The following is a 23,410-nucleotide window of genomic DNA, read 5'->3' on the forward strand; positions in this document are numbered from 1 at the left end:
GGTGCTCGCGCAACTGCCAGCGGCCTTCGCGCACTTCAACGAAGTGCATCCGCACTCGTCGCTGAAAATGCGTTCGCCTCGGGAGTTCAGGCGGCAGCAAGCCGCAGGGTCTGCCCGGGCGCTTTATCGTGAATGGGGCGGGGCCGGGAATACGGGGGCAACATCAGTTGATCAATCCAATTCCGTTCGTTTGACACCCGCACTTAGCTTCATCGGCTGCCACAGCAAGGTACGGATGGCAGTTAACTCACCGACACTGAGCGCGCAAGCTGAAGCTAGGGAACACGACCGGAAGTTGGTGCTAGATGCCTCCGGTGCCGACTTCGCTGACTTGCTCAGCTAAGCACGGGTACACGTCTGCTTGTCGCACAATCACATTCGTAACGGTCACCTCGACGGGAGCCAGATTCTTCCATGGCCAAACTGCTACTAAGTCAAAGTTCAAGCCTCCGGGCGGCCGTCGCCGTCGGCCATCAACGACCCCGATCATGCTAGATCGGATCATATTTGCCGTGAGGAAGCTGGGACAAGCCATCCCGTGGGGCTACGCATTCAGGACGGTGCTGCCGTTCTTGTTATTCGTAGCCCTTGCCACCTCGGCAGCAGCGAAGTTCATGGGACAGCGAGCAATTGTAGAGATGGAATCGGTGGGTGAACAACGCATGGCGCTCTACGCGAGCAGTTTGCGCAACGCGGTTCGCCGTCACGACTATCTGCCCGTGATCCTTGCACGGCACCCTGACGTCATCGGATTGCTCGATAAGCCATCGGATCGGTCATTGCAAGACCGCGTCAATCGCCTTCTGGAGTGGATAAACCGCGAGGCAGGTTCTGCCGATCTGTACGTGCTTGACGCGTCTGGCACGACGATAGCGGCCAGCAACTGGCAGGATCGTGGGAGTTTTGTCGGGAACTCCTATGCGTTTCGTCCCTACTTTGATGACGCCTTAACCACCGGGGTCGGAAGATTCTACGGCGTGGGCGTTACTACCGGTATGGCCGGCTACTTCTTAGCGAGCAAAGCATTAAATCATGTCACTCGTCCCGGCGTCGTTGTTGCAAAACTTGACTTCACACGATTGGAAGCGGATTGGATTTTTGCTGCCGAAGGAGTCATGCTTACCGACGCCTTTGGCGTTGTATTTCTTTCGAGTCATGCGCAGTGGAAGTACCGTGCCATCAGGTCTCTGGCACCTGAAGTCCGCGAGCGGATGAACTCACACCGTCAGTACGGCGACTCTTCCATCGAACCTTTCGGGCCTGCTGACCTAGCTTCGGCGGACTCGGCGCGGCGGATTAGGATATTCAGCCAAGGCCGAGAGAAACCCATGATTCACCAGAGCCTTTCGATGCCAGAGTTCGGCTGGACGTTGCATTACTTGTCCGACTTTGCTCGTGTACGTCGTCACGAGTCGGCCGGGGCCATGGCTGCACTGGTGGCCGCACTGATGTGTGCGATCAGTGTGCTGGCCCTGCAACAGCGGCGACGGGCCTCCAGACTTCAAAAAGAGATTCATGCGAGTCTCGAAAAACTCGTCGCAGAGCGCACCGTCGAGTTGAACTCCTCCAACGTTCGGCTGGTGGAGGAAAGCGCCGAGCGACGTCGCGCCGCTTTGGAGCTAGAGCACAAGCAAGACGAATTGGTTCAGGCGGGTAAGCTCGCGGCTGTGGGCCAACTCTCAGCGGCCATCGCGCACGAGATCAATCAACCATTGGCCGCTCTGCAGACCTATGTGGCAAGCGCACGCGTGCTGCTAGATCGGGGGAAACTGGACGATGTGCGATCAAGTTTCGAACGCGTCGGTGAATTGGTCTCGCGTATTTCGGCCACCACGCATCACCTGAAGGTTTTTGCGCGCCGCAGCAATTTCAGCAGCGACCCGGTATCGTTGCAGGACGCCGTTTACCGCGTGCTTCGCCTCGTTGAAACCCGTATTCGCCGTGAACGTATCACTGTGCTCAACGACGTAAATGGAAGCGCAACAGTAGCTGCAGAAGCCATTCGACTCGAGCAAGTGGTCCTGAACTTGGTTGGCAATGCATTCGACGCGATGGCCGGGTGTCCGCGTCGGGAGTTGCTGATTCGCACCGAACGGCGCGGACAGTTTTGGGCCCTGCATGTCAACGACTCTGGCACAGGGATTGATCCCCGATTTACTCCCCAACTGTTCACACCTTTCGCGACGACCAAACCTGTCGGCAAAGGTCTCGGCTTGGGTCTGTCGCTGTCGCGGTCGATCATCACGGCGTTCGGTGGCACCATCGAGGTTGAGAGCAATCGCGAAAGCGGCACTACTTTCACAATTACCCTGCCCGCTTTGAATTTTAGCGCTGCGGAAAGTGACGGAGATCGTGATGTCTGAGCGCTCTGCCGTCTCGGTGCTCGTCGTAGACGACGACCCAGCTGTCCGCGAGTCATTGTCGCAATGGTTGCAACTTGCCAACTTTGATGTCGCCACGTTCGAGCATGCGACATCGGCCCTTTCACAGATCGATCATCGCTTCAGAGGTGTGCTGGTGTGCGATGTGAAAATGCCGGACATGGATGGAATGGACGTCCTTCGATTTGCGCTAGCACAGGATCCCGACCTCCCTGTGATCCTTATCACAGGCCACGGAGACATCTCCATGGCGGTTGATGCCATGCAGTGTGGCGCATATGATTTTGTCGAGAAGCCCTTCGATCCTGAACGCCTAGTGGACGCCATTACGCGGGCGTGCGAGAAACGGCGGCTTACCTTGGAGAACCGGCGGCTACAAGCACAGTATGAATCGCGAGGCATAGAGGGTTTGATTCTAGGCACCTCGCCGGCCGTTCAACGTCTTCGCGATTCGATCCTTGAGCTCGCTGGCACAAGCGTTAATGTGATCGTATACGGCGAAACTGGTTCTGGGAAGGAATTGGTGGCTCGATGCCTACATGACGTTTCCCCGCGGCGCGAGGCACGGCTCGTCGCGCTGAATTGCGCAGCAATACCCGAGACGATGTTCGAAAGCGAGCTGTTCGGCTACGAACTGGGTGCTTTCACGGGGGCGACGAAGCGCCGTTTGGGGCGGCTCGAGCACGCACATCGTGGCACGCTGTTTCTCGATGAGGTCGAGGCAATGCCACTGCACCTGCAGGCAAAGCTACTACGCGTTCTTGAAGATCGCTCGGTAGAAAGGCTCGGCAGCAACAGTGCATCGCCGGCCGACGTGCGCAGTGTGGCAGCCAGCAAAGTAGACCTCCAAACAGCAAGCAAGGAGGGAAGATTTCGGGCTGATCTCTACTACCGCCTAGGCGTCTCAGAGTTGAAAATTCCGCCGCTACGCGAACGAGGGGATGACGTGTTGTTGCTGTTTGAACACTTCGCGTCCAATGCAGCACGTGCCCATGAGCGCATTGTCCGGCCGCTAGATGGGGCGACCGAGCGGGCGCTTGCGGCTCACATGTGGCCAGGCAACGTAAGAGAACTGCGTAACGCGGCGGAGCGCTACGCGCTCGGAATATGCACATTGCCGGTGATGCAAAGTGTCCCAGTCGCAATCGAGGCGCAGTCCTTGGCAGATCAAGTCGAATCGTTCGAGCGGCGCTTGATCGAACAGGCACTAGAGAAAAGTGGCGGCAGCATTGCCGCGACCATGGCCCTGCTGCAGCTTCCGCGTCGGACACTGAATGAAAAGATGTCAAGGTACGGCATTGAGAGAGCCCGCTACCTGGATGTGTGAAGCTCTTGTTCGGCAGATCATCGCCTAGGAAGTCTCCGTCGTCGGCGGAGATCCGCTCATCGCTTTTCCTTTTCCCAACGGTCCCTAGGAAAATCAACCACTTACGGCCTGGGGCGGGCTGGTCCCGTTCTTGCGGAGGAGGAAGAAGACATTGCTTGATGGCCGGCAGAGAGGACCAGTCGCACATGACCGCCTCATCGCACCATCGGACTTTCGTCAAGACGAGCGCGCAGCCGTTGAACCCTGCGCGCGTTGAAGTTCACTAGCGGAAGACTCCGCAACACTAGGTCACGGCCATGAGACAAGTACTTTGCGCCACAGCACTCGTTGCTGCCTGTATGTTTGCCAGCGCGCCGGCGTTGGCTCAAGCTTGGCCAACTAAGCCGATCACAATCGTTGTACCCTGGCCCGCTGGTGGCCCATCTGACACGGTCGCTCGACCGATGGCGAAGGGGCTGAGCGATGCGGTAGGAAAGCCGACGATCGTGGACAACCGTGGAGGAGCGGGTGGGAACATTGGTTCGGCTCTTGTAGCCGCCGGGCCAGCTGACGGCCACACGTTGCTGATCACGTCTAGCGCGCCGATCGTGATCAACCCGTACATCTACAAGAAGATGCCCTTCGATCCGCAGAAGGATCTTGTCCCGGTGACCAACCTGCTGCGCGTCCCACTCGTGCTGGTTGTACACCCTTCTGTTATGGCTAGCAATTTGAAGGAGTTGGTCGCGCTTGTTCGATCCAAAAATGGCGATTTCCAGTATGCATCATCTGGTAATGGCACGCCCCAACATCTGACTGGACAACTGTTCAAAACAGCTGCCAAACTCGACTTGGTGCATATTCCTTACAAGGGTTCAGCGGGTGCTATTTCCGACGTAATAGCTGGGCATGCGCCAATGATGTTCGACAGCACTGTTGCCATACTGCCTCACATCCGATCCGGAAAAGTCAGAGCAATTGCGGTCACGGGCGCCAAGCGCTCACCGCAATTGCCAGATATTCCGACAGTGGCTGAAGCAGGCATGCCGGAGTTGGAAACGTATGCATGGTATGGGATGTTCGCGCCGGCAAAGACGCCCAATGATGTCGTGACCAGAATCAATGTTGAAGCTCTTAAGGTAATGAAGGGAGAGGAATACCAGCGGGTGTTGAAAGAGGCCGGCGCTGAGTTTGTCGGTGACACCCCCGAGAATTTTGCTAGCTTTGTAAAGGCGGAGCAAAGTAAGTGGAGCAGGGCAGCCAAAGCGTCTGGCGCGTCAATCGACTAGGTGCGGCCGTACAAGTTAACGCGTATGGGTGCATAGGGCAGTGCAGTGTTCGGCATTGAGCTGTAACGATTAAAACTCCGGATTGCGCCAACGCTCGACCGCGAGCGTCAGCGTGGTCGACGCGGCTGCGCTTGCGAATGTCGGGCACACCGACACAGTCCGGGCTTTGTTTTGCAAGGCGCCTCTGTGGTGGCGCGCATCAGGATTCTTTGCGGCCCCATTCGGCTCGATGATGTTGAGCAGGTCATCTCTTTACCCATCGAAGTGCAGGCGATGCATGATCCGTTTTGAATCTACCCTTCAAAAGCGAGGCGGCCAGCACTTCGGACACCCGCAAAGCGACGGACGATGCGTGCGCAGACGTTGACGGGGCAACAGGGAAGCCAGTTGAGCGGCGCAAAGGCGCGCCAACGACTGAGTGCAATGCTCCCCGACTACGCGCGTTTTTGCATCTTCCGCCGCATGGTGCCTGCAGCAGTAACGGGCCCTCCATGAGGGCTTATCCGGAGCTCAGCCGCAGAACGCAGGAGCACCATGGCGCTGATGGACGTCGCCACAGCGAAGCTCTGTGAGCCGATCACCCGATTCGGGGTTCCGCTTGTCCGAAGCCCGTTGCCGCACAGCGACAAATCGGCTCAATCGTTGGGGACTGCGAGCCGAACGCAGTACATATGTTCACTCTTTAAACACAGAAGGTTGTGCTTATGAACCGTGCATCACTCGGAATTGCGCAACGCCTTTATCTTGTCGCTGCTGTACTTTGCCTTGCGCTCATCGGCGTGGTGGTCTTCGCGAAGGTGGAACTTGACGGGATGTCCGGCTCTGCACGCAGCATGGAGCACATCCGCGTGCCGCAGATGCAGCGCATCGCCCAGACCGAGTTGAATGTCACCAGGGTATCACTGCAACTGCGGCATGCCATCCTCGCCCGAAGTGCGCAGGAGCAATCCGCCTCGATCGCAGACATCAGCGGCAAGCGCCAGGCCATGGACGAGGCCCTGGCGCAGTACGCTCGTAGCACGTCTGCAGAAGGACTGGCGCGGTTCTCCGTCATCGCGCCACTGGTGACGAAGTTTTGGCAAGTCGGCGAGCGCAACCTCGTCCTGATTCGAAACGACCAGAAAGCCGAGGCATTCGCTTACCTCGTGGACGAGGTGATCCCGGTGCGCAATCAGCTGCTGTCAGCGCTCGCGGACTCGGTGCGATTCCAAGAAGACGCCCTTCGCGCCGACTTGGCCACTGTCGGAGAGAACGCCCTCAGCACCTTCCGGGTTTTGGTCGCACTGGTGGTGACCACCATCGTTGGCCTCGCGCTGTTTGCCTGGTATATCTCACGCACGCTGCAGCGCCGAGTGAGCTTGTCGCGCGCGGTTGCAGAAAGCGTGCGCGACGGTGAGTTGGGGCTGCAGGTCCTTGACGTCGAGAGCGATGAGTTTTCGCCCCTCCTGGCGGCACTGCAGGACATGCAGCTTTCGCTCAGCCGCGTGGTGTCGGACGTGCGCAGCAGCGCAGAAAGCGTAGCAAGCGCCAGTGTGCAGATCTCGCAAGGCAATTCTGATCTCAGCCACCGGACCGAGCAGCAGGCCAGCACGCTGCAAACGACCGCCGCATCGATGGATGAATTGAGCGCTGCCGTGCGGCAGAACGCCGACAGTGCCGTGCAGGCCAACCAGCTCGCCCAGGGTGCTAGCGCCGTCGCGTCCCGGGGCGGCGACGTGGTGGGCCAGGTCGTCCAGACAATGAAGGGCATCAATGACAGCTCGCGCAAGATCGTCGACATCATCGGCGTTATCGATGGCATCGCTTTCCAGACCAACATCCTCGCGCTGAACGCGGCAGTTGAAGCGGCTCGAGCGGGGGAGCAAGGGCGTGGTTTTGCCGTGGTGGCCAGCGAAGTGCGCAACCTGGCGGGACGATCTGCCGAGGCGGCCAAGGAAATAAAGGCGCTCATCTCAGCGAGCGTGGAGCGCGTTGAGCAGGGCACTCTGCTTGTAGACCAAGCCGGCACGACCATGGCGCAGATCGTCGATGCGATCCAACGGGTCACGGACATCATCGGCGAGATCAGCTCGGCCAGCAGCGAGCAAAGCAACGGCGTCAGCCAAGTCGGCCAAGCCGTCACGGTGATGGACAACGCTACGCAACAGAACGCCGCTCTGGTTGAAGAGAGCGCTGCAGCTGCTGCAAGCCTGAGTACGCAGGCCCAGAACCTCGTTCAAGCAATGGCAGTGTTTCGGTTGACCGGTTCGCAGCCGAGGCGTTTGAGCGCCGTTTGAGTGTTGGTCGGAACGCGCCGGCGGGCGCGCGCCAGCGAGCAGCGCAACCTGGCGCGCGTGCTGGAGCTGTTCCCGCGCCTGCGCGAGCGCCTGCCGCAGAGCGTGCGCACCATGAGCGGCGGTGAGCAGCAGATGGTGGCCATCGGCCGCGCGCTGATGTCCAGCCCCGAGGTGCTGCTGCTGGACGAGCCTTCGCTGGGCCTGTCGCCGCTGATGGTGTCCGAGCTGTTCAAGTCGCTCGAACGCGTGCGCGACGCCCGGGTGGCCGTGCTGCTGGTGGAGCAGAACGCCAGGCGCAGCCTGCAGCTCTCGTCGCGCGGTTACATGCTGGAGCAGGGCCGCGTGGTCGGCACCGACAGCGCGGCCGTGCAGCGGGCCTACCTGGGGGCGTAGTCTGCTGCCTGGAAATGCAAACGGCCAGCGTCCGGCGTTGGTAGAAGGTGAGCGGCCAGCGACCACACACTGACAGCCGTTTGCCGATGCGATCGGCGACAGTGTGGTTGGTTCCGCGTCGGAGTACAAAACACGCTGACGGCGTCACATCCCAGGCTCATGTGTGTCGGGTCTGGCCAAGGGGCAGGTTTGGTCAAGGCATCTCGACGCCGTAGGATTGGTCAGACGAGCCGCTAGATTCCAGCCGGTCCGCGGTGCGGAGGATGATTGCACAGGCAGCCGGTGCAGCCGGTCGAACAGGTCCTTGAGCATCGTAGGGGTCAAGCTCCTGGCGCCGGGCGGGGTGCAGGGGCTTGCCTTGGCATCAGCCCGATAAGCGGCGCTAGCTGCCAGCGAACAGCCGGTTGTGCGGTCGCAAACACACTTCACGTCGACCGGGCTTCTGGAGGATGGCGGCCTTGCAGTGGTGCTTACGAGTAGCAACCTAAGTTTGCCCATGCACAGGACGAGTCGCTTTCTGCCGTTCGAACTGCCTCCTCATCCAGCGTGCGCTTGCCTACTGAGTGTGACGAATCAAGGTTGCGGAGCCCCTATTCCGTCCTGTTATGCCGCTCCTCAAACCTTTCTATTGGACTGCGAAAAGGCCTTAAGCCACGATTCTCCTGTACGCCATCCGGCGTCCAACCTGAGAGGAGTCAAATGTCAGACTGGTCGCTTCGCGATAGAGCCTGTGTCGTCGGTGTCGGAACGACGGCCTATGGATCCTTCCCCGAATCGGATGCTTATGGGCTGGGCGCGGATGCGCTCCAGCGTGCCGTCGATGACGCCGGCTTGAAGCCGGAACAGATCGACGGGCTGATCGTCAGCCGCATCCCATCGTTCGAGCGCTTCGCCGAAGTAGCAGGACTCAATCCGCGCTTCACCATGCAGACGCCTGTGCATGGCCGCTTTGCCTCGATCTCGCTAGAGTTGGCAGCCAACGCGCTCGCGTGCGGCGAGGCCAAGTACGTAGCTCTGGTGTATGGCAACAACGGACGCTCGCAACGCATGAACTATGGCGGCGGCGACGCTTCCTGGTCGCCCTGGGGCATGACCTCTCCGGGCGCGCTGCACGCAATGATGTGGCGCCATCACATGAACCGCTACGGCTCACGATCCGAAGACCTGGCCCATGTGGCGGTCGCGTTCCGCAAGCACGCCATGCTGAACCCGGACGCCGTCATGCGCGAGCCGCTGACCGTTGAGCAGCACCAATCAGGTCGCTTCATCGCGGATCCGCTGCGACTGAATGACTACTGCCTTATCAATGACGGCGGCGTGGCCTGGATCATGACAACGCCCGAGCGGGCGCGCGATCTGCGGCGTAGGCCAGTGTTCGTAAGCGGCTATGCCCGTCGCGACACCTACGACAACAGCTCCACCTTTCATCCAGACCTGTGGCACCCTGCCTTGCAGGAGGTTTCCCGCGAGGTGCATGCCAGGGCGGGGATCTCGAGGGACGAACTGAACGGTCTGATGATCTACGACAACTTCACGCCCACCGTGTTGTTCGCGCTCGAGGGCATGGGTTTCTGCGAGCGCGGCGAGGCAGGTGCATTTGTGCGCGACGGCATGCTTGAACTCGGGCGCGGCCGCTGGCCCACCAACACCAGCGGCGGCCACCTGTCGGAGTCGTACATGCAGGGCTGGGCATTGATCGCCGAAGCCGTACGCCAATTGCGCGGCAGCGCTGGCGAGCGTCAGATTCCGGACTGCAAGGCCTTGCAGTACATCTGCGCGACCAATTGCGCCACTTCCATCATCTTCAGGAATTGAGTCCATGAGCGAAACATCGACTCCCTACTCCAAGCCGCTTCCCGTCGTCGACGTCTGGAACAGGCCCTTTTGGAATGCGTGCCGCGACCATCGGCTGCTGATGCAGCGCGACAAGGCGAAGGGTGAATTTTGGTTTCCGCCTTCGCCCGTGGTGCCGCGCACCCTCTCCAGGGAATGGGAATGGGTGGAGCTCTCCGGCTTTGGAACCGTCACGTCATGGGTGGTTTTCCATCAAAAATACTACGCTGGCTTCGCTGACGACCTGCCGTACAACGTGGCGATGGTCCGTCTGGACGAAGGGCCGTTCATCTTCACCAACCTGGTCGGCATGGAAAACGATGACATCCGCATCGGCCAACGCGTTCGCGTGACGTTTCGCGACGCCAACGAGCAGGTTTCGATCCCGGTGTTCGAGCCTGTGCGGGAGGACGCTCGATGAACACTTCGCAGGAACCTGTCCTGCTGGAAGACCGTGGCGACTACGGACTCCTACGGCTGAACCGCCCGGCCCAGCGCAATGCCATGAACGGCGCGGCCCGTAGGGGTCTGCTCCAATGCCTCGAAAAGGCGCGCGGCGCGTACAAGGTCCTGGTCATCACAGGGCGGGACGGCAATTTCTGCAGCGGAGTGGACCTGAAGGAAGTCGCATCCGCCACACCACGCGAACGGGAGGTCGCTCCGCGGGAGTGGGTGGAGGTGTTGCTGGCGATCCGCCGGCACCCTGCTGTTTTCATTGCAGCCGTCGGAGGCTATGCGCTAGGCGGCGGGGTGTCGCTGATCAACGTGTGCGACCTCGCCATCGCGGCGGACGAAGCGCCGATTGGGATGCCTGAACTCGGCTTTGGCATGTATCCCGCGATGGCCGGGCCATCCACACAGATGATGCTGGCGCCGAAGCGCGCAGCCTGGATGGTGCTCACTGCCGATCGCATCGACGGCCGCACGGCTGCTCAGTGGGGGCTTGTGAACCAGAGCGTACCGTTGGCTGAACTTGAGGACTCTGCGGACGCTCTGGCGCGACGGATTGCCCGGCATGACGCCATTGCTCTTTCAGAGAGCAAGCGTGCGCTCGAGATGATCCCAAAGCGAATCGCCGAGATGGAACCGGCTTTCGAGTTTGCGATGGCTCTCAACGTCGGGATTCGGGCTCGCACGACCGTTCAGGCCGAAGGGATCGCAGCTTTCAAAGGCAAAGCATGATGAAGCCGCTCCAGGGCCGTGTTGTGCTTGAGGCCGTTTCGCCGCGCAGCAGTTGGGGGGTGCGGCTCGCTGCGGCTTTCGCGGGTCGAATCGCTGCAGATCTCGGAGCGCAGGTCATCTGCTTGCAAGCAACCGGTGAGGCCGCGCCGCCGGACACAAACGCTGCTGACCAAGAGATGTCGGCGCTTCACTCGTTTCTTTGTGCAGGAAAAAAAATTGCGACGGGCGTCTCGGTCGACGCGACCTCGACGCTCGCGCGTGAAACCGCTGGCGGCGCGAACGCTTTGCTCGGGGATGCTTGGCTGCGCAGCGCCGCGGCAGATGCGCTCGGCCAGAGGCTGGCTGCCGACGCCCCGCGCGCTGTCGTCCAAGTAGACATGCTGCCCCGCCAGCATGCACATGAGCCGGCGGTGAGCGAGTTCACCGTCGAAGCCGAGAGCGGCTTGCTGGATCTGGTTGGCGATGCAGGGCGCGAGCCCCTGCGTCTTGCCGGTCACCAAGTGGCGTATTCCGCCGGGCTGGCGGCCTACACCGGCATGGTGGCGGCGTTCTGCCGGCGGGGACACCCGGTGCCGGTCGTTCGGGTCAGCCTTCTGGAAGCAGCCCTATGGCTGAACTGGAAGAACCTGGCAACCGTCTTGATTGGTCAGACGGCTGCCACGCGCTCCGGCCAAGCGATGAGTTGGCCGGTTGTGCGATGTGCAGACGGCTGGGTGGCGGTGGTTTACCAGCCTCATGAGTGGGAGACCTTGCGCGACACACTGGGCGATCCGCGCCTGCAACACCCTCGGTTCGATACCCCTGCAGGCCGCGCTTCGCACGGGTCCGAACTCGCAGCGCTGTTCGACGCCTCACTAGCCACATTGACACGAAAAGAGGTGAACGCTCTTGCCGCGCGACACCGATTGCCGCTGGGAGTCGTGCAAAGCGCTGGGGAACTGGCGGACGATCCGCACTATCGCATGCGTCGGTTCGTGGGCTCCGTCGCGTCGGATGCAGGTAGCGTGTCCCTGCCACGCCTTCCGGTTCTCTGGAACGGCGAGCTGTTCGCGCCGGGGAGAGTTCCGGCGCGCAGCGCACAGGAAGAGGAGACTACGGCATGACCGGTCCTCTATCAGGTTGCAGGGTCCTGGACCTGGGCATCATCACCGCAGGCGCGGCGACCTCAGCCATGCTTGCCGACCTCGGTGCGGAAGTGATCAAGGTGGAATCACCGGGCTACCACGATCCGTTCCGTCGCTGGAGCGGGCCAGGCGGCGGCGACGATTCACCATTCTTCCGTTTCACCAATCGCAACAAGGCGGGAATCGGCATCGACATCAAGCGGCCCGAGGGCAGGGCGGTATTCATGCGCCTGGTTGCCGGTTCGGACGTGGTCGTAGAAAACTTCCGACGGGGCGTGCTGGCCACGCTAGGCATCGACTACCCGCAACTGCGCGCGGTGCGGCCGTCCATCATCCTGGCCTCGCTGTCCAGCCATGGCGAGTTCGGTCCCGACGCCAACCGCGTATCGTTCGGCACGACGCTCGAAGCAATGTCGGGTCTTGCGGCAGAAACAGGGTACCCGGGCGGAAAGCCGACGGTGAGCGGTCGCGACTTGAACTATCCCGACCAAGTCGTTGCGATCTTCGCAACCGGCATGGTCGTTACGGCCTGGCACGCAGCCCAGCACGGCGCAGGAGTGCATCTGGACTTGTCCCAGCGGGAGCTGACGAGCTTCCTGCTCGGTGAGCGCTTCGTGCAGGGCGCTTCTGGCCAGCCCCGGGGTAACGCGGATCCGCTCTACGCGCTTCAGAACTGCTATGTTTCCAGTGACCAGGCATGGGTTGCGGTCAGCGTGGAGCAGCGGCAGCTTCCTTTACTGGCCGGACTAGTAGCCGAATCGGAGGTCGGGCGAGTCGAGGAGGGCTTAGCGCGGTGGATGGTCACTCGCACGGCCGCTGAGGCCGTCAAAGCACTGGCTGCGCTGTGCATTGCCGCTGCGCGCGTGCGGGACGGGAGCGCGGCCGCCCAGGGGCGGGGCATCTCCTGGTGTGATGCCATCGGGAACCTGCCTGATGGCTCTCTTGCCAAGGGCTTTCCGTTCCAGTTCGAGGATGAGCCGATGCAACTGACGCGGCCCGCGCCTTCGATCGGACAGGACACCGCGCGAGTCTTGCAGGAGCTCGGCGGTTACACGCAGCAGGAGATCGCGGCTCTACGCAAGGACGGCGTGATCGAATGCGCAAGCGCCTGATCCTGGCGGAGTCAGCCTTCACCTATCCAGGTGGCACCCACCCAGCGGCCATCTTGGATCAGGGTGTGGGCGAGCGTGTTCAGCTGATTAGCAACCGCGCGAACAGCCAAGGAATTGCGGCGCATCATCGACACCGCGATTCCAGTGCGACGCTGCAACTCCTCGCTGGCAAGCGGCGTCAACTTCAGTTGCCCGCTCGCCGCCTCCGCGGCAACGATGTTGATGGGGAGCACTGCGTAGCCGAGGTTCAAGTGCAACATCTCCTTCTGCACCCGTGTGTCGTTCGTTTCGGCGACGACGTTGAGCTTGACGCCTTGGGCCTCGCTCGCGTGGTCGAGGATCAGGCGCAGCCCACGGTAGAAGGTCGGCAGGATCAAGGGCAGGCTCACCAGGCGTTGCAGCCCAATGGGCGCGCGCCCATGGTCATGCAAAGCAGGGCCACCAACCAGGCACAGCTGCTCCGCAAAGAGCGGTTGCATGTCCAACTGGCTCGACTGCTTGTAGTTGGTCAACATGGCGAGGCCGACGTCGCCCGATTCCAGCCACTCGCGCAGCCGGTCCGAATAGCCCGTGAATATGCGCAACAACAGGTCCGGGTGGCTGGCCCGCAGGGCGGCTACCAGCGGGGCAGCGATCATCTCGCTGTGGCTCGTAAGGAGTCCCAACTCCACCGTGCCGCGGAGCGCACCCGGACTGGCCGCGAGGATGTCCGTGCGTGCGCCATCGATCTCCCGCAGAGCGCGCCGCGCCCGGTCGATCAGGCGCGCACCGGCATCAGTGACGTCCATGCCGCGCGGAGTGCGCTCGAACAGCGTGGTGCCCAGTTCGTCCTCGAGCATGCGCAGCTGACGCGACAGCGCGGGCTGGACCAGATGCAACGTTTCGGAGGCGCGGGTGATGCTTCCGGTGTCGGCGATGGCCAGGAATGCGCGCAGCTGCTTGATGTCCACCTCGAGCCTCCTTGCGAAACTTGGTCGCGCTAGGCATGGATTCTAAGCAGCAAGTATCCGGTGAGCCTATCCAAATTGCGGCGCTTCACAACAGCGTCGAGTACTTGAAATGGAGACAAAGACCATGTGGAATCGACGCAAAATCCTCGTTGCTATGGGCGCCGCTGTGTTGGCGCGTGTCGCGCGAGCACAGTCCTACCCCGTCCGCCCGATCAAACTTGTGGTGCCCACGTCCGCGGGTGGCATCGCGGACTTCATCGGCCGGAGCGCGGGCGAGATCATGGCTCGGAGCCTTGGCCAGCCTTTCGTGCTGGAGAACCGCCCAGGCGGAGGCTCGACGCTCGCGGCCAATCTGGTTGCGCACGCACCGCCCGATGGGTACACGGTGCTCATGAGCACCGAGTTCAACATGGCCACGGCGGCCTTGCTGCGCAAGGACCTCAGCTACGACCCACGCAAGGATCTCGCACCCGTCGGCGTACTGGCCCGGTTCCCACTCGGCTTGATCGTCAACGCTAAGTTGCCGGTGCGAACGGTGCGTGAACTCGTGGCCTATCTGAAAGCTCGGCCTGGCGTCGTGAACTACGCGTCGGCCGGCGCGGGAACCGCCTATCACCTAGCTGCTGAGATGTTCATGGCTCAGAACGATGCGCAGATGGTCCACGTCCCGTATGCCGGAGGTTCGCCTATGGCAACCTCGCTCGTGAGACGCGACACCGAGGTCGCGTTCGCCGCGCTCAGTACTTACCTGCCGCACATCCGCTCTGGCGACCTGCGGGTACTCGCGGTCGCCAACGACAAGCGCATTGCTGCTCTGCCCGACGTACCTACGTTTGCGGAAGCAGGGTTCGCCGCCTTCGACGCGGAGATGCACGTTGGACTGGCAGTGCCCAGCGGCGTGCCGCCGGACGTCATCCAAAAACTCCACACCGCCCTCGCCAAAGTGTGGGCGGATGACGCCCTTCGCGCGCGTATGGCTGCCACCGGTGTGGAGATCGCGTCGCAACACACGTCGCAAGACTATACCGAACGGCTAGATCGCGAGGGGCGCCGCTGGCAGGGGCTGATCGTCACGAACAAGCTGCGCATGGAATGAGAGGGGCGTGATGGAACAGCTCGCAACCGCATATGCCTACTACCGGGGCGGCACCAGCAAGGCAGTCCTCGTGAAGCGCTCAGATCTGCCGCCGATACGAAGCGACTCGGACCTAAACGCTTGGGTGCTCGCTGTAATGGGGTCTCCCGATCGTCGCCAAATTGACGGCGTCGGCGGCGCGGACCCGCTTACGAGCAAGTTCGCGATCGTGGGTCCGCCCACACGACCCGACGCGGACGTCGACTACACGTTCTTGCAAGTCGTACCCGATAGGGCCACTGTCACGCAAGACATCAACTGCGGCAACATCGCCGCGGCCATCGGGCCGTTCGCCATCGACGAGGGGATTGTCGCCCCCCGTGCACCGATAACCTCGGTGCGTATCCATGCCACCAACATGGGCCAGATCATCCACGCGGACGTGGAGGTCGACGAGACCGGCAAAGCACGCGTCCTGGGCTCGCAGCGCATCGACGGTGTACCTGGAACCGGTGCGCCCGTGCGTTTGGATTTCAGGGAGCTTGTGGGAGGTGCAACAGGGCGGCTGCTTCCGACGGGGCGAATCCGAGATCGACTGGTCGTGGATGGGAAAGAGATCCAGGTCTCGATCGTCGATCTCGCGAACCTCGTCTGCTATGTCCGCGCCGAGGCTCTGGGCATGGCGGGCACCGAAGACCCGCTCGCGATGCAGGCAAACCGTGAACTGATGCAGCTGTGCGAGCGAGTGCGGCTGGAAGCTGCACTACTCGCCGGCGTGGCGAAGAACATCGAGTCGGCCACCCGACAACCGCCTTCGGCGCCCTGGCTTGCCCTCGTCAGCGCCCCGCTTCCTTGGCGCGATCATGCAACGCGCGAACAACACGAGGCGCATGAGTGCGACATCGGCGCACGTCTCTACGCGAGAGGGGGCAATGTGCACAAGGCCTATCCTGGCACGGGAAGCGCCTGCCTGGGCGTTGCGGCCATGCTGGAAGGAAGCGTGGCACACGAGCTTGTCAGCGCGGATGCGCACGCGAGTGGCACGGTCCGGATCGGGCATCCCTGTGGGGTGATCGACATCGCTGCCATGATCGAAAACCAGGATGGAGCCGATCCCCTGGTGCGCCGTGCGGCGTTCATCCGAACGGCCCGCAGGATCGCAGACGGACAGGTCTACACAGCGATGGACCGGCTGCCCTGGTTGCCCGAACCGATGCTGCGCGATGAGCCTGCGTAGGGGTCATGCCGAACCAGTATCTGAGGCCTCGCATCTTTCTATTGGACGCTGTTGATGTGGGGCCTCAGCATCACGGTCATTCAATGTTGAACCGGCAGGAGACATATCCATGAACCACCAGGAACCCGCCAAGTACGCAGGATCGTCCGTATGGTTGCGATGACCTTCGTGCAAGCCTCGGGCGACCGCAAGACCGTGCAAGGCCTCGAAGGCGAATCGGTCATGCAGGTCGCACGCCGCCATGGCTTACCCGGCATCGTCGCAGACTGCGGTGGCGAGCTCTCGTGCGCCACCTGCCATGTGATGGTGGACGAGCAATGGCTAGCAACGATGCCCGTTCTCTCGCCCGACGAGGAGGAGATGCTTGAGTGCACGGCGGAGACGCCCTCGGCATCCAGTCGGCTCGCATGTCAGTTGCGCCTCACGCCGGCACACGATGGGCTCGTTGTCCACGTCCCTCGCTCGCAGAAATGAGTGCCTTGCAAGTTCCAGAGCACGGTGCCGTCGTGGTGATAGGCGCTGGCCATGCCGGCACCGAAGTCGCAACCGAACTGCGCGCCTGCGGATACGACGGCATGCTTACGCTCGTTCACGAAGAGAAGGGCTTGCCCTATGCGAGACCGCCGCTCTCGAAGGCCTTTCTTCTCGGCGCAACAACGGAAGTCGACTTGGCAATTCGCCCAGGCAATGTGTATCTCGAGCAGCGCATCGAAGTCCTCGCGGGCACGGTGGACGCCCTAGACTGCGGGAGGAGGAAAGTCCGACTGCGAGGCGGGCGTGAACTCTCGTACGACGCGGTTGTCCTCGCGACTGGTGGGCAGCCGCGGCGTCTTGCCGGCAGCGACATCGAGCGTGCACCGAACGTTCACTACCTCAAGACTCTGGCTGATGCGACAGCTCTCAAGAAGAACCTACGGACCAGCTCCAAGCTGGTGATCGTGGGCGGTGGCTACATCGGCCTAGAGGCCGCTGCGGCTGCGCGCCAGCTGGGGCTTCAGGTCACGGTGCTCGAAGCGCAGTCGCGCTTGCTCGCCCGCGTTACCTCCGAGCCGGTGTCGGACTTCTACCTCCGCCTGCATGAATCGCATGGCATCGAAATCCGACTGGCGGTTCAGATTGCATCGTTCGAGTTCGGAGCAGGCGGGCATGTGACGGCCGCCACGCTTGCCGATGGGGGGCGCGTCGCGTGCGACGTCCTTCTGGTGGGAATCGGACAGCAGCCGCGGACGGAGCTGGCCGAGAGGGCTGGTCTCGCCGTGGCAGAAGGCGTCCTCGTGGACGTTGCATGCCGCACCAGTGATGACCGCGTCCTGGCCATCGGGGACTGTGCACGGCAGCCGTATGGCGCGGACCAAGCGATGCGCCGAATCGAGTCAGTAGACAACGCCTTGCAGCAGGCACGTATCGCAGCAGCTGCGCTTACCGGAAAGCCACTACCGGTCCGTGCGGCGCCTTGGTTTTGGTCGAATCAGTTCGATGCGCGGCTGCAAAGCGTGGGCTTGTACACGCCGGATTGCGAACGAGTGGTGCGCGGCGACCCACAGACTGACAGCAGTTTCAGCGTGTGGTACCTCAAGGCCGGCACCCTGATTGCTGCCGACGTCGTGTCGAGCCCGCGGGATTTTGCTGCCGCTCGTAGGCTCGTCGGCGGTGCCGTTAGTGTCCCTGCGTGGAAGCTGGCCGACACTTCTGTGCCACTGAACCACTTAGTGACCAGCGCTACTTGTGCGAAATCGAAAGTCCTACCCAGTTCCAAGTCCACTCCGGTATCCGTATGAGCAAAAATTCCCAGGCCTCCACTCGATTCGACCCCAGCACGGATCGCGATTACCGAATGCTGATTGACGGCGAGTGGGTGTCTGCGCAAAGTGGCGAGACCTTCCGCTGTGTCGATCCCTACGAAAACCGAGAATGGGGCTGCGTCCCCTCGGCGCAAGCCGTGGACGTGGAACGGGCCGTGGGCGCGGCCCGTCGGGCGTTCGATACTGGGGGCTGGCCGATGACACCGCCAGGGCAACGGGCCGCGTTGCTGCGTCGCCTGGGTGACCTCATTGAACAGAACGCCGACGAGCTCGCAAGGATTCAGATCCAAGAAAACGGCAAGCTGCTCGGAGAGATGAGTCGTGGAACTTTCGCGCTGGGAGCCCATGCCCGCTATGTTGCCGGGCTGGTGGAGAACCTGCGCGGCGAGACCGTCGATACCGGCTTTCCGAACATGAGCACCAGCACCGTGCGAGAGCCGCTGGGCGTCGTTGCGGCTATCACGCCTTGGAATACGCCCTTGGGTCTGCTCGCCTGGAAGCTGTTCCCGGCATTGGGTGCCGGTTGCACATTGGTCATCAAGCCGTCCGAAGTCACGCCTACCTCGACTTTGCGTCTGGCAGAGCTCTGCATGCAGGCAGGTTTTCCAGCGGGAGTAGTGAACGTGGTCACCGGCTATGGTCGGACGGCCGGAGCCGCACTCGTGGCACACCCTGGCGTGGACAAGATTGCTTTCACGGGTTCGACCCAGGGCGGTCGTTCGATGCTGAGGGCTGCTGCGGATCGCATCGGACGCGTAACGCTAGAGCTTGGCGGGAAGTCGCCGAACATCGTATTTGCCGATGCCGACATCGACAACGCTGTGCACGGCGCTATGGCGGGGATCTTTGCGGCAACCGGCCAGACGTGCATGGGCGGCTCGCGGCTACTGGTGGAAGACGGCATCTACGAAGAGTTCACCCGCCGTCTCGCCACCGCTGCCGAGTCCCTGCGGCTCGGCGACCCCCTCGATCCGACGACCGAGGTCGGCCCCCTGGCTTGCAGTGCGCAACTGAACAAGGTGCTTGAGTACATCGGTATCGGCAAGTCCGAGGGCGCGCGGCTGCTGGCTGGTGGCGTACGCGACGAAGGCCCAACCACCCGGCGCGGGTTCTTCGTTCGTCCCACCGTGTTCTCCGACGTTGACAACAGCTCGTGCCTGGCACAGGAGGAGGTGTTTGGGCCCGTTGTGGCGGTGATGCGCTTCAAAGACGAGGCAGAAGCGCTGGCTCTTGCCAATGACGTGGACTTCGGGCTTGCGGCTGCAGTGTGGACGCGCGATTCGGCTCGGGCTCATCGGATGGCGCGCCGGCTGCGTGCCGGAACGGTGTGGGTCAACACGTACCGCATGGTCCACCACACGATGCCCTTCGGCGGCTTCAAGCAAAGCGGCCTGGGCCGCGAGCTGGGCTCCCATGCCCTTGACGAGTACACCGAGACCAAGTCGATCTGGGTCGACCTTGGCAATCGCCAGACCTTCGGCCGCCGTTGAGGCGCCTTCCACCGCAAAAAGGAGACAAGTATGAGCGCACTGGCCGCAACAGAGATCCCGGACCTGGCCAGCCAGGACACCTTCGTTGGCGGCGTTCCGCACGAAGCTTTCGACATGCTTCGGGGCATGCCCGGCCTCTATTGGCAGCCCGCCGAGCGTGGCACTCTCCGTGGCGGCTTCTGGGCCGTTACGAGGGCCAAAGACATCGCCGCGATCGAGAGCGATCCGGCAACCTTCACGTCCAATTACGGGCCCTACTTTCCGCTGCCGGGGAAGAATCCTGAGAACATTCTGTGGAACGATCCGCCCAAGCACGGCGAGCTGCGCAGGGGCGTGGCGAAGACCTTTGGGCCCCGGGTGGTTGCCAACTTCGACGGGTGGGTCAGGCCGATCGTGGCGGAGGCGCTGGACGCCTACATAGCCAAGGGCGGCGGTGACTTCGTATCGGAAGTGGCGGCGATGATTCCCTCCCGCGTCATGGCCAGGGTCATCGGCGTTCCGCGCGATGAGGAACTGCGAGTGGTGAAGTGGACGTTCGACATCTTTGCCGCAATGCAGGTGCCCGACGGCGGAAAGACATTCTGGACGGTGAACAACCCGATCCGCGACTACATGTGGGCATTGCGCGCCGCCAAGTTGCGCACACCGGCAGATGACATGGCCACGGCGCTCGCGCAATCGCACGAACGCGGAGAGTTGAGCGAGGGGGAGTACCGCTCGTTCACGAGCGTGCTCCTGCTGGCCGGTTTCGAGACCACGCATACCGCGATGGCGCAGGCGATGCGGATGATTTCGGAAGATGAGGCGATTGAGCGGATGGTCAATGATGCGGTAGCGTCCGGCACGACCGAAGCACTGATCGATGAGTTTCTGCGCTACATCACGCCGGCCATGAACATGGTGCGGGTTGCTACGCGGGACCTGGAGTTCGCCGGGACGAACATCCGCGAGGGCGACGTGATGCAGCTGTACTTCGTATCGGCGAATCGGGACTCTGAGGTTTTCGAGGAGCCGCACCGCTTCAACCCGGGGCGTCCGAAGAACAACCATGTAGCTTTTGGCGGCGGTTGCCATGCCTGCCTGGGCGCACCTCTCGCGAAGCTGGAACTGCGCATCCTGTTTGAGGAGATGCACCGGCGCGGCGTTCTCCTGCGGCCCGACGGCGAGCCTAAGCGTGGCCGCAACACCATGATCAACCAGTTGCTTTCGCTGCCGTTGGCGGTGGCCTGAGCCATGAAGAAACTGGACAACACGGTCGTCGTCGTTACCGGTGGAGCCACCGGAATCGGTCGTGCACTTGCGCTCGAAGCGGCGGCCCGTGGCGCAGCAGTGTTCATTGGCGATGTGCAGGATGCCCAAGCCACGGTGGATGCGATTGCCGCCGCGGGCGGCCAAGCCGAATGGCGACCTTGCGACATGACGCAGTATCCCGACGTCGCCGCCCTGGCAGCGCATGCCGTGGAGAGATTTGGCGGCATCAACGTGCTATGCAACAACGCCGGCCGGGGCGTCCCAGGGCCGATGCATGAGACGGACCCATCTGTGGCCCGCCAAGTGCTGGACGTCAATGTGCTCGGGCTGTTTCATGGCATCCATGCCTTCACGCCATACCTTCGAGCGACTGCCGCGAACGGCCGGCCCGCGTTCATCCTGAACACCGGGTCCGAACATTCGTTGGGCGTGCCGCCACATGTCGGGCCGATGAGCGTTTACACGGCCAGCAAGTTCGCAGCATTGGGGCTGACGGAAGCAGCGGCAAGGGACCTCGCTCCGCTCGGCATCAAGGTGTCGATCCTGACTCCGGGGTGGGTCCGCACTGAGCGCGTGGCAGCTTTGATCGGTACGTCAGCCGCGGCCGCAGCCCGCATAGAACCCTATGCGCAGGACTCGGCGGAGGTCGCTGCAAAGGCATTCGACGGCCTCTCTGCCGGGCACCTGATCATTGCGACGAATCCCGCCAGCCGTGAGTTCGCGATGACCCATGCCCGCCAGCTGATGGCAGAAGTCCAGCGCTTGCCGCAGCAGGCGCCAGAAGAAGCGGGTTTAGCGGCGAGTGGACGGTGCCCTTTCATGCGCTGAAATCTCGACATGCCATGACCACGCAGTTGGACAAGACCTGGCCGATCACGGGAGCCAGCGGGGGCTTTGGGTTTGCGGTGGCAGAACAGCTCCTGACCCCTGGTGATGGCGTAGCCGTCGGCTTACAGGCCCACCGCGGCGCTCCCCAGAAGGTGGCGAGAGCTATGACTGCCTGCGCAGACCTGCCACAAGCGCCGCGTCGTCTGGCCCTTGATGGTGCCTGCGCAGCCCGGCATTGGGCGCCGACGGCGCGCCTCGCGGCGGTCGAGGCGCAACAGGCGATCGGCTTGTCCACAGGCCTTGGCTGTTCGCCGGACCGCAGCCTGACCTAACTCATCGAGGACCCAAAATGACACTAGCTCAATACGCTGCCTTGGCCGCGGTCATGGCCCTGGCCGCCCATACGACCGCTTTCGCTCAGAAGAAATACGACCCTGGGGCGTCGGACAGCGAGATCAAGATCGGCAACACCGCACCTTATTCGGGAGCGCTATCAAGCGCCAGTTCTGGCCCGAAAGCGATGAAGGCGTACTTCGACAAGGTCAACGACGAAGGAGGCATCAACGGCCGAAAAATCGTCTTTGTGTCACGGGACGATGGTTACAGCCCGCCCAGGACGGTGGAGCAAACACGCCGGTTGGTGGAGCAGGAGCAGGCGCTCATGATCGTCGCGTCAATCGGCAGTCCAACCAGCGCTGCGGTGCAGAAGTACATGAACGCGAAGAAGCTCCCGCAGCTGTTTGTTGCGTCGGGCACGCGCAAGTGGGGGGATCCGAAGGCCTTCCCCTACTCTATGGGCTTCACGCCCAGCTACTACAGCGAGGCCCGCATCTTTGCGCAGTACCTTCTGGACAACAAACCGCAGGCAAAGATCGCTGTGTTCCACCAGAACGATGACGTTGGGAAAGAGTTCTTGGCTGGTTTGAAGGAGGGGCTCGGTACCAAGGCCAAGTCCATGATTGTGGGCCTTGCGAGCTACGAATTCACCGACCCGACCGTCGACAGCCAGATCATCGCCTTGAAGGCGTCGGGAGCCGACACGTTGCTCAACGTCTCGTTCGGAAAATCCGCCTCGCAGGCCATTCGCAAGACCGCGGAGTTGGGATGGAAACCGACCCACTACCTGATCAACGCGTCGAGTTCGATTGGCGGCGTCCTGCAGCCGGCCGGCCTGGATAGCGCCGTTGGCCTCATCAGCGCAAACTTCTTTCGAGATGCTTCCGATCCGCAATGGCAGAGGGGCAAGGAATACGATGATTTCGTGGCATGGGCGCGCAAGTACAACCCCCACGCAGATCTTAAGGACTGGCTGGTGGTCTGGGGCTACACGGTTGCACAGGCCACGGTGCAGGTGATCCGACAAGCCGGGGACAACCTCACACACGACAACATCATGCGGCAGGCCGCCAACCTCGATGTGGCGCTGCCCATGCTGCTGCCCGGCATCAGCGTAACGACGAGCGCTGACGACTACCTTCCGCTGGAACGCATGAAGATGATGCGCTTCAACGGAACCTACTGGGAGCTGTTCGGAAAGGTCTATGGGCGCTGACACAGCCGCGATGGCCTTGAACCGCCGCGTGCCTGTTGCAGATCTATGCGGCGACCGTTCTTCGCTGCGCAACGTGGAAACCCCGCAGGCACAGCCACATCGACCAGCATCGCATGGCGTGCGGCCCCTGCAGCGGCCAGCACTGTATCCCAAAGATCCGGGCAAGATCATCGGTGGAATGTACAAGGCCGAAAAATCCATCGGCGTAGCGCGTGGGAGACCAAGGAACGTGGAGCCGGCGACGCTGCAGTGGGTGGCAAGGTTCAACCACCAGCGCTTGCTCGAATTCATTGGATGCCGAGCGCGAGGCCAACTACCATCGAATTCTT

The 23,410-nt window shown here is 62.1% G+C and carries 20 protein-coding genes and 1 pseudogene; 20 read left to right on the forward strand and 1 reads right to left on the reverse strand.

Annotated elements, in window-relative coordinates; translation table 11 throughout:
- The 11 genes and pseudogenes from ASF45_RS35080 to ASF45_RS07870 form a co-directional block, all read left to right on the forward strand.
- Nucleotides 1–133 (forward strand): annotated as a pseudogene (locus ASF45_RS35080) (IS3 family transposase); the annotation flags it as partial.
- 355 nt (nt 134–488) lie between these two features.
- Nucleotides 489–2,363: an ATP-binding protein gene (locus tag ASF45_RS34295; protein ID WP_162243970.1), complete on the forward strand. Its 1,875-nt coding sequence runs from the start codon at nt 489–491 to the stop codon at nt 2,361–2,363.
- Complete coding sequence (locus ASF45_RS07835) at nt 2,356–3,708, forward strand: sigma-54 dependent transcriptional regulator (RefSeq protein ID WP_056659946.1); 1,353 nt, start codon at nt 2,356–2,358, stop codon at nt 3,706–3,708. Before ASF45_RS34295 ends, ASF45_RS07835 begins: the two co-directional genes overlap by 8 nt.
- A gap of 296 nt (nt 3,709–4,004) precedes the next feature.
- Nucleotides 4,005–4,976: a tripartite tricarboxylate transporter substrate binding protein gene (locus ASF45_RS34300; protein ID WP_082550876.1), complete on the forward strand. Its 972-nt coding sequence runs from the start codon at nt 4,005–4,007 to the stop codon at nt 4,974–4,976.
- Nucleotides 4,977–5,680: 704 nt separating this feature from the next.
- Nucleotides 5,681–7,252: a methyl-accepting chemotaxis protein gene (locus ASF45_RS07840; protein ID WP_056659634.1), complete on the forward strand. Its 1,572-nt coding sequence runs from the start codon at nt 5,681–5,683 to the stop codon at nt 7,250–7,252.
- The gene (locus tag ASF45_RS07845; protein WP_056659636.1) at nt 7,253–7,645 is read left to right on the forward strand and encodes an ATP-binding cassette domain-containing protein; all 393 of its coding nucleotides are present in this window, start codon (nt 7,253–7,255) and stop codon (nt 7,643–7,645) included.
- A 699-nt stretch (nt 7,646–8,344) separates the two neighbouring features.
- The gene (locus ASF45_RS07850) at nt 8,345–9,460 is read left to right on the forward strand and encodes a thiolase family protein (protein ID WP_056659638.1); all 1,116 of its coding nucleotides are present in this window, start codon (nt 8,345–8,347) and stop codon (nt 9,458–9,460) included.
- 4 nt (nt 9,461–9,464) lie between these two features.
- Nucleotides 9,465–9,899: a Zn-ribbon domain-containing OB-fold protein gene (locus tag ASF45_RS07855; RefSeq protein ID WP_056659640.1), complete on the forward strand. Its 435-nt coding sequence runs from the start codon at nt 9,465–9,467 to the stop codon at nt 9,897–9,899.
- Nucleotides 9,896–10,660 carry an enoyl-CoA hydratase/isomerase family protein gene (locus ASF45_RS07860; protein ID WP_082550877.1) on the forward strand — a complete coding sequence of 255 codons (765 nt, stop codon included), beginning with the start codon at nt 9,896–9,898 and terminating at the stop codon, nt 10,658–10,660. The genes ASF45_RS07855 and ASF45_RS07860 overlap by 4 nt, the downstream gene beginning before the upstream one ends.
- Nucleotides 10,657–11,763: a CoA transferase gene (locus ASF45_RS07865; protein WP_082550878.1), complete on the forward strand. Its 1,107-nt coding sequence runs from the start codon at nt 10,657–10,659 to the stop codon at nt 11,761–11,763. Before ASF45_RS07860 ends, ASF45_RS07865 begins: the two co-directional genes overlap by 4 nt.
- Nucleotides 11,760–12,896, forward strand: a complete 1,137-nt coding sequence (locus ASF45_RS07870; RefSeq protein WP_056659646.1) for a CaiB/BaiF CoA-transferase family protein — start codon at nt 11,760–11,762, stop codon at nt 12,894–12,896. Before ASF45_RS07865 ends, ASF45_RS07870 begins: the two co-directional genes overlap by 4 nt.
- Before the next feature lie 11 nt (nt 12,897–12,907).
- Here the strand turns inward: ASF45_RS07870 and ASF45_RS07875 are convergent, their stop codons facing one another.
- Complete coding sequence (locus ASF45_RS07875) at nt 12,908–13,846, reverse strand: LysR family transcriptional regulator (RefSeq protein WP_056659648.1); 939 nt, start codon at nt 13,844–13,846, stop codon at nt 12,908–12,910.
- Between the two features lie 109 nt (nt 13,847–13,955).
- Here ASF45_RS07875 and ASF45_RS07880 point away from each other — a divergent pair, with 109 nt between their 5' ends.
- The 9 genes from ASF45_RS07880 (at nt 13,956) to ASF45_RS07920 (ending at nt 23,081) form a co-directional block, all read left to right on the forward strand.
- A complete protein-coding gene (locus ASF45_RS07880; RefSeq protein ID WP_082550879.1) occupies nt 13,956–14,942 on the forward strand; it encodes a tripartite tricarboxylate transporter substrate binding protein in 987 nt (328 codons plus the stop codon).
- Nucleotides 14,943–14,952: 10 nt separating this feature from the next.
- Nucleotides 14,953–16,158: a PrpF domain-containing protein gene (locus tag ASF45_RS07885; RefSeq protein WP_056659652.1), complete on the forward strand. Its 1,206-nt coding sequence runs from the start codon at nt 14,953–14,955 to the stop codon at nt 16,156–16,158.
- A 150-nt stretch (nt 16,159–16,308) separates the two neighbouring features.
- The gene (locus ASF45_RS07890; protein WP_056659654.1) at nt 16,309–16,632 is read left to right on the forward strand and encodes a 2Fe-2S iron-sulfur cluster-binding protein; all 324 of its coding nucleotides are present in this window, start codon (nt 16,309–16,311) and stop codon (nt 16,630–16,632) included.
- The gene (locus ASF45_RS07895) at nt 16,629–17,936 is read left to right on the forward strand and encodes an NAD(P)/FAD-dependent oxidoreductase (RefSeq protein ID WP_063887604.1); all 1,308 of its coding nucleotides are present in this window, start codon (nt 16,629–16,631) and stop codon (nt 17,934–17,936) included. Before ASF45_RS07890 ends, ASF45_RS07895 begins: the two co-directional genes overlap by 4 nt.
- Nucleotides 17,933–19,450: an aldehyde dehydrogenase gene (locus tag ASF45_RS07900; protein WP_056659657.1), complete on the forward strand. Its 1,518-nt coding sequence runs from the start codon at nt 17,933–17,935 to the stop codon at nt 19,448–19,450. The genes ASF45_RS07895 and ASF45_RS07900 overlap by 4 nt, the downstream gene beginning before the upstream one ends.
- Nucleotides 19,451–19,480: 30 nt before the next feature.
- Nucleotides 19,481–20,680: a cytochrome P450 gene (locus ASF45_RS07905; RefSeq protein WP_056659659.1), complete on the forward strand. Its 1,200-nt coding sequence runs from the start codon at nt 19,481–19,483 to the stop codon at nt 20,678–20,680.
- 3 nt (nt 20,681–20,683) lie between these two features.
- On the forward strand, nt 20,684–21,529 hold the full coding sequence (locus ASF45_RS07910; RefSeq protein ID WP_082550881.1) for an SDR family NAD(P)-dependent oxidoreductase: 846 nt from the start codon (nt 20,684–20,686) through the stop codon (nt 21,527–21,529).
- A 14-nt stretch (nt 21,530–21,543) separates the two neighbouring features.
- Nucleotides 21,544–21,861, forward strand: coding sequence for a hypothetical protein (locus ASF45_RS07915; protein ID WP_056659663.1), 318 nt, complete (start codon nt 21,544–21,546; stop codon nt 21,859–21,861).
- Nucleotides 21,862–21,878: 17 nt separating this feature from the next.
- The gene (locus ASF45_RS07920; RefSeq protein WP_056659665.1) at nt 21,879–23,081 is read left to right on the forward strand and encodes an ABC transporter substrate-binding protein; all 1,203 of its coding nucleotides are present in this window, start codon (nt 21,879–21,881) and stop codon (nt 23,079–23,081) included.
- The last annotated feature ends 329 nt before the right edge of the window (nt 23,082–23,410 follow it).

It is taken from the genome of Pseudorhodoferax sp. Leaf265, from assembly GCF_001422365.1.
Taxonomy (GTDB): Bacteria; Pseudomonadota; Gammaproteobacteria; order Burkholderiales; family Burkholderiaceae_C; genus Pseudorhodoferax.

Bases quoted from the DNA above. Each gene is read 5' to 3' on its own strand.
- ASF45_RS07865 (WP_082550878.1), top strand. From the start codon at position 10,657: ATGATGAAGCCGCTCCAGGGCCGTGTTGTGCTTGAGGCCGTTTCGCCG.
- ASF45_RS07890 (WP_056659654.1), top strand. From the start codon at position 16,309: ATGGTTGCGATGACCTTCGTGCAAGCCTCGGGCGACCGCAAGACCGTG.
- ASF45_RS07895 (WP_063887604.1), top strand. From the start codon at position 16,629: ATGAGTGCCTTGCAAGTTCCAGAGCACGGTGCCGTCGTGGTGATAGGC.
- ASF45_RS07835 (WP_056659946.1), top strand. From the start codon at position 2,356: ATGTCTGAGCGCTCTGCCGTCTCGGTGCTCGTCGTAGACGACGACCCA.
- ASF45_RS07910 (WP_082550881.1), top strand. From the start codon at position 20,684: ATGAAGAAACTGGACAACACGGTCGTCGTCGTTACCGGTGGAGCCACC.
- ASF45_RS07915 (WP_056659663.1), top strand. From the start codon at position 21,544: ATGACCACGCAGTTGGACAAGACCTGGCCGATCACGGGAGCCAGCGGG.
- ASF45_RS07900 (WP_056659657.1), top strand. From the start codon at position 17,933: ATGAGCAAAAATTCCCAGGCCTCCACTCGATTCGACCCCAGCACGGAT.
- ASF45_RS34295 (WP_162243970.1), top strand. From the start codon at position 489: ATGCTAGATCGGATCATATTTGCCGTGAGGAAGCTGGGACAAGCCATC.
- ASF45_RS07920 (WP_056659665.1), top strand. From the start codon at position 21,879: ATGACACTAGCTCAATACGCTGCCTTGGCCGCGGTCATGGCCCTGGCC.
- ASF45_RS07880 (WP_082550879.1), top strand. From the start codon at position 13,956: ATGGAGACAAAGACCATGTGGAATCGACGCAAAATCCTCGTTGCTATG.
- ASF45_RS07850 (WP_056659638.1), top strand. From the start codon at position 8,345: ATGTCAGACTGGTCGCTTCGCGATAGAGCCTGTGTCGTCGGTGTCGGA.
- ASF45_RS07860 (WP_082550877.1), top strand. From the start codon at position 9,896: ATGAACACTTCGCAGGAACCTGTCCTGCTGGAAGACCGTGGCGACTAC.
- ASF45_RS07870 (WP_056659646.1), top strand. From the start codon at position 11,760: ATGACCGGTCCTCTATCAGGTTGCAGGGTCCTGGACCTGGGCATCATC.
- ASF45_RS07840 (WP_056659634.1), top strand. From the start codon at position 5,681: ATGAACCGTGCATCACTCGGAATTGCGCAACGCCTTTATCTTGTCGCT.
- ASF45_RS07855 (WP_056659640.1), top strand. From the start codon at position 9,465: ATGAGCGAAACATCGACTCCCTACTCCAAGCCGCTTCCCGTCGTCGAC.
- ASF45_RS34300 (WP_082550876.1), top strand. From the start codon at position 4,005: ATGAGACAAGTACTTTGCGCCACAGCACTCGTTGCTGCCTGTATGTTT.
- ASF45_RS07885 (WP_056659652.1), top strand. From the start codon at position 14,953: ATGGAACAGCTCGCAACCGCATATGCCTACTACCGGGGCGGCACCAGC.
- ASF45_RS07905 (WP_056659659.1), top strand. From the start codon at position 19,481: ATGAGCGCACTGGCCGCAACAGAGATCCCGGACCTGGCCAGCCAGGAC.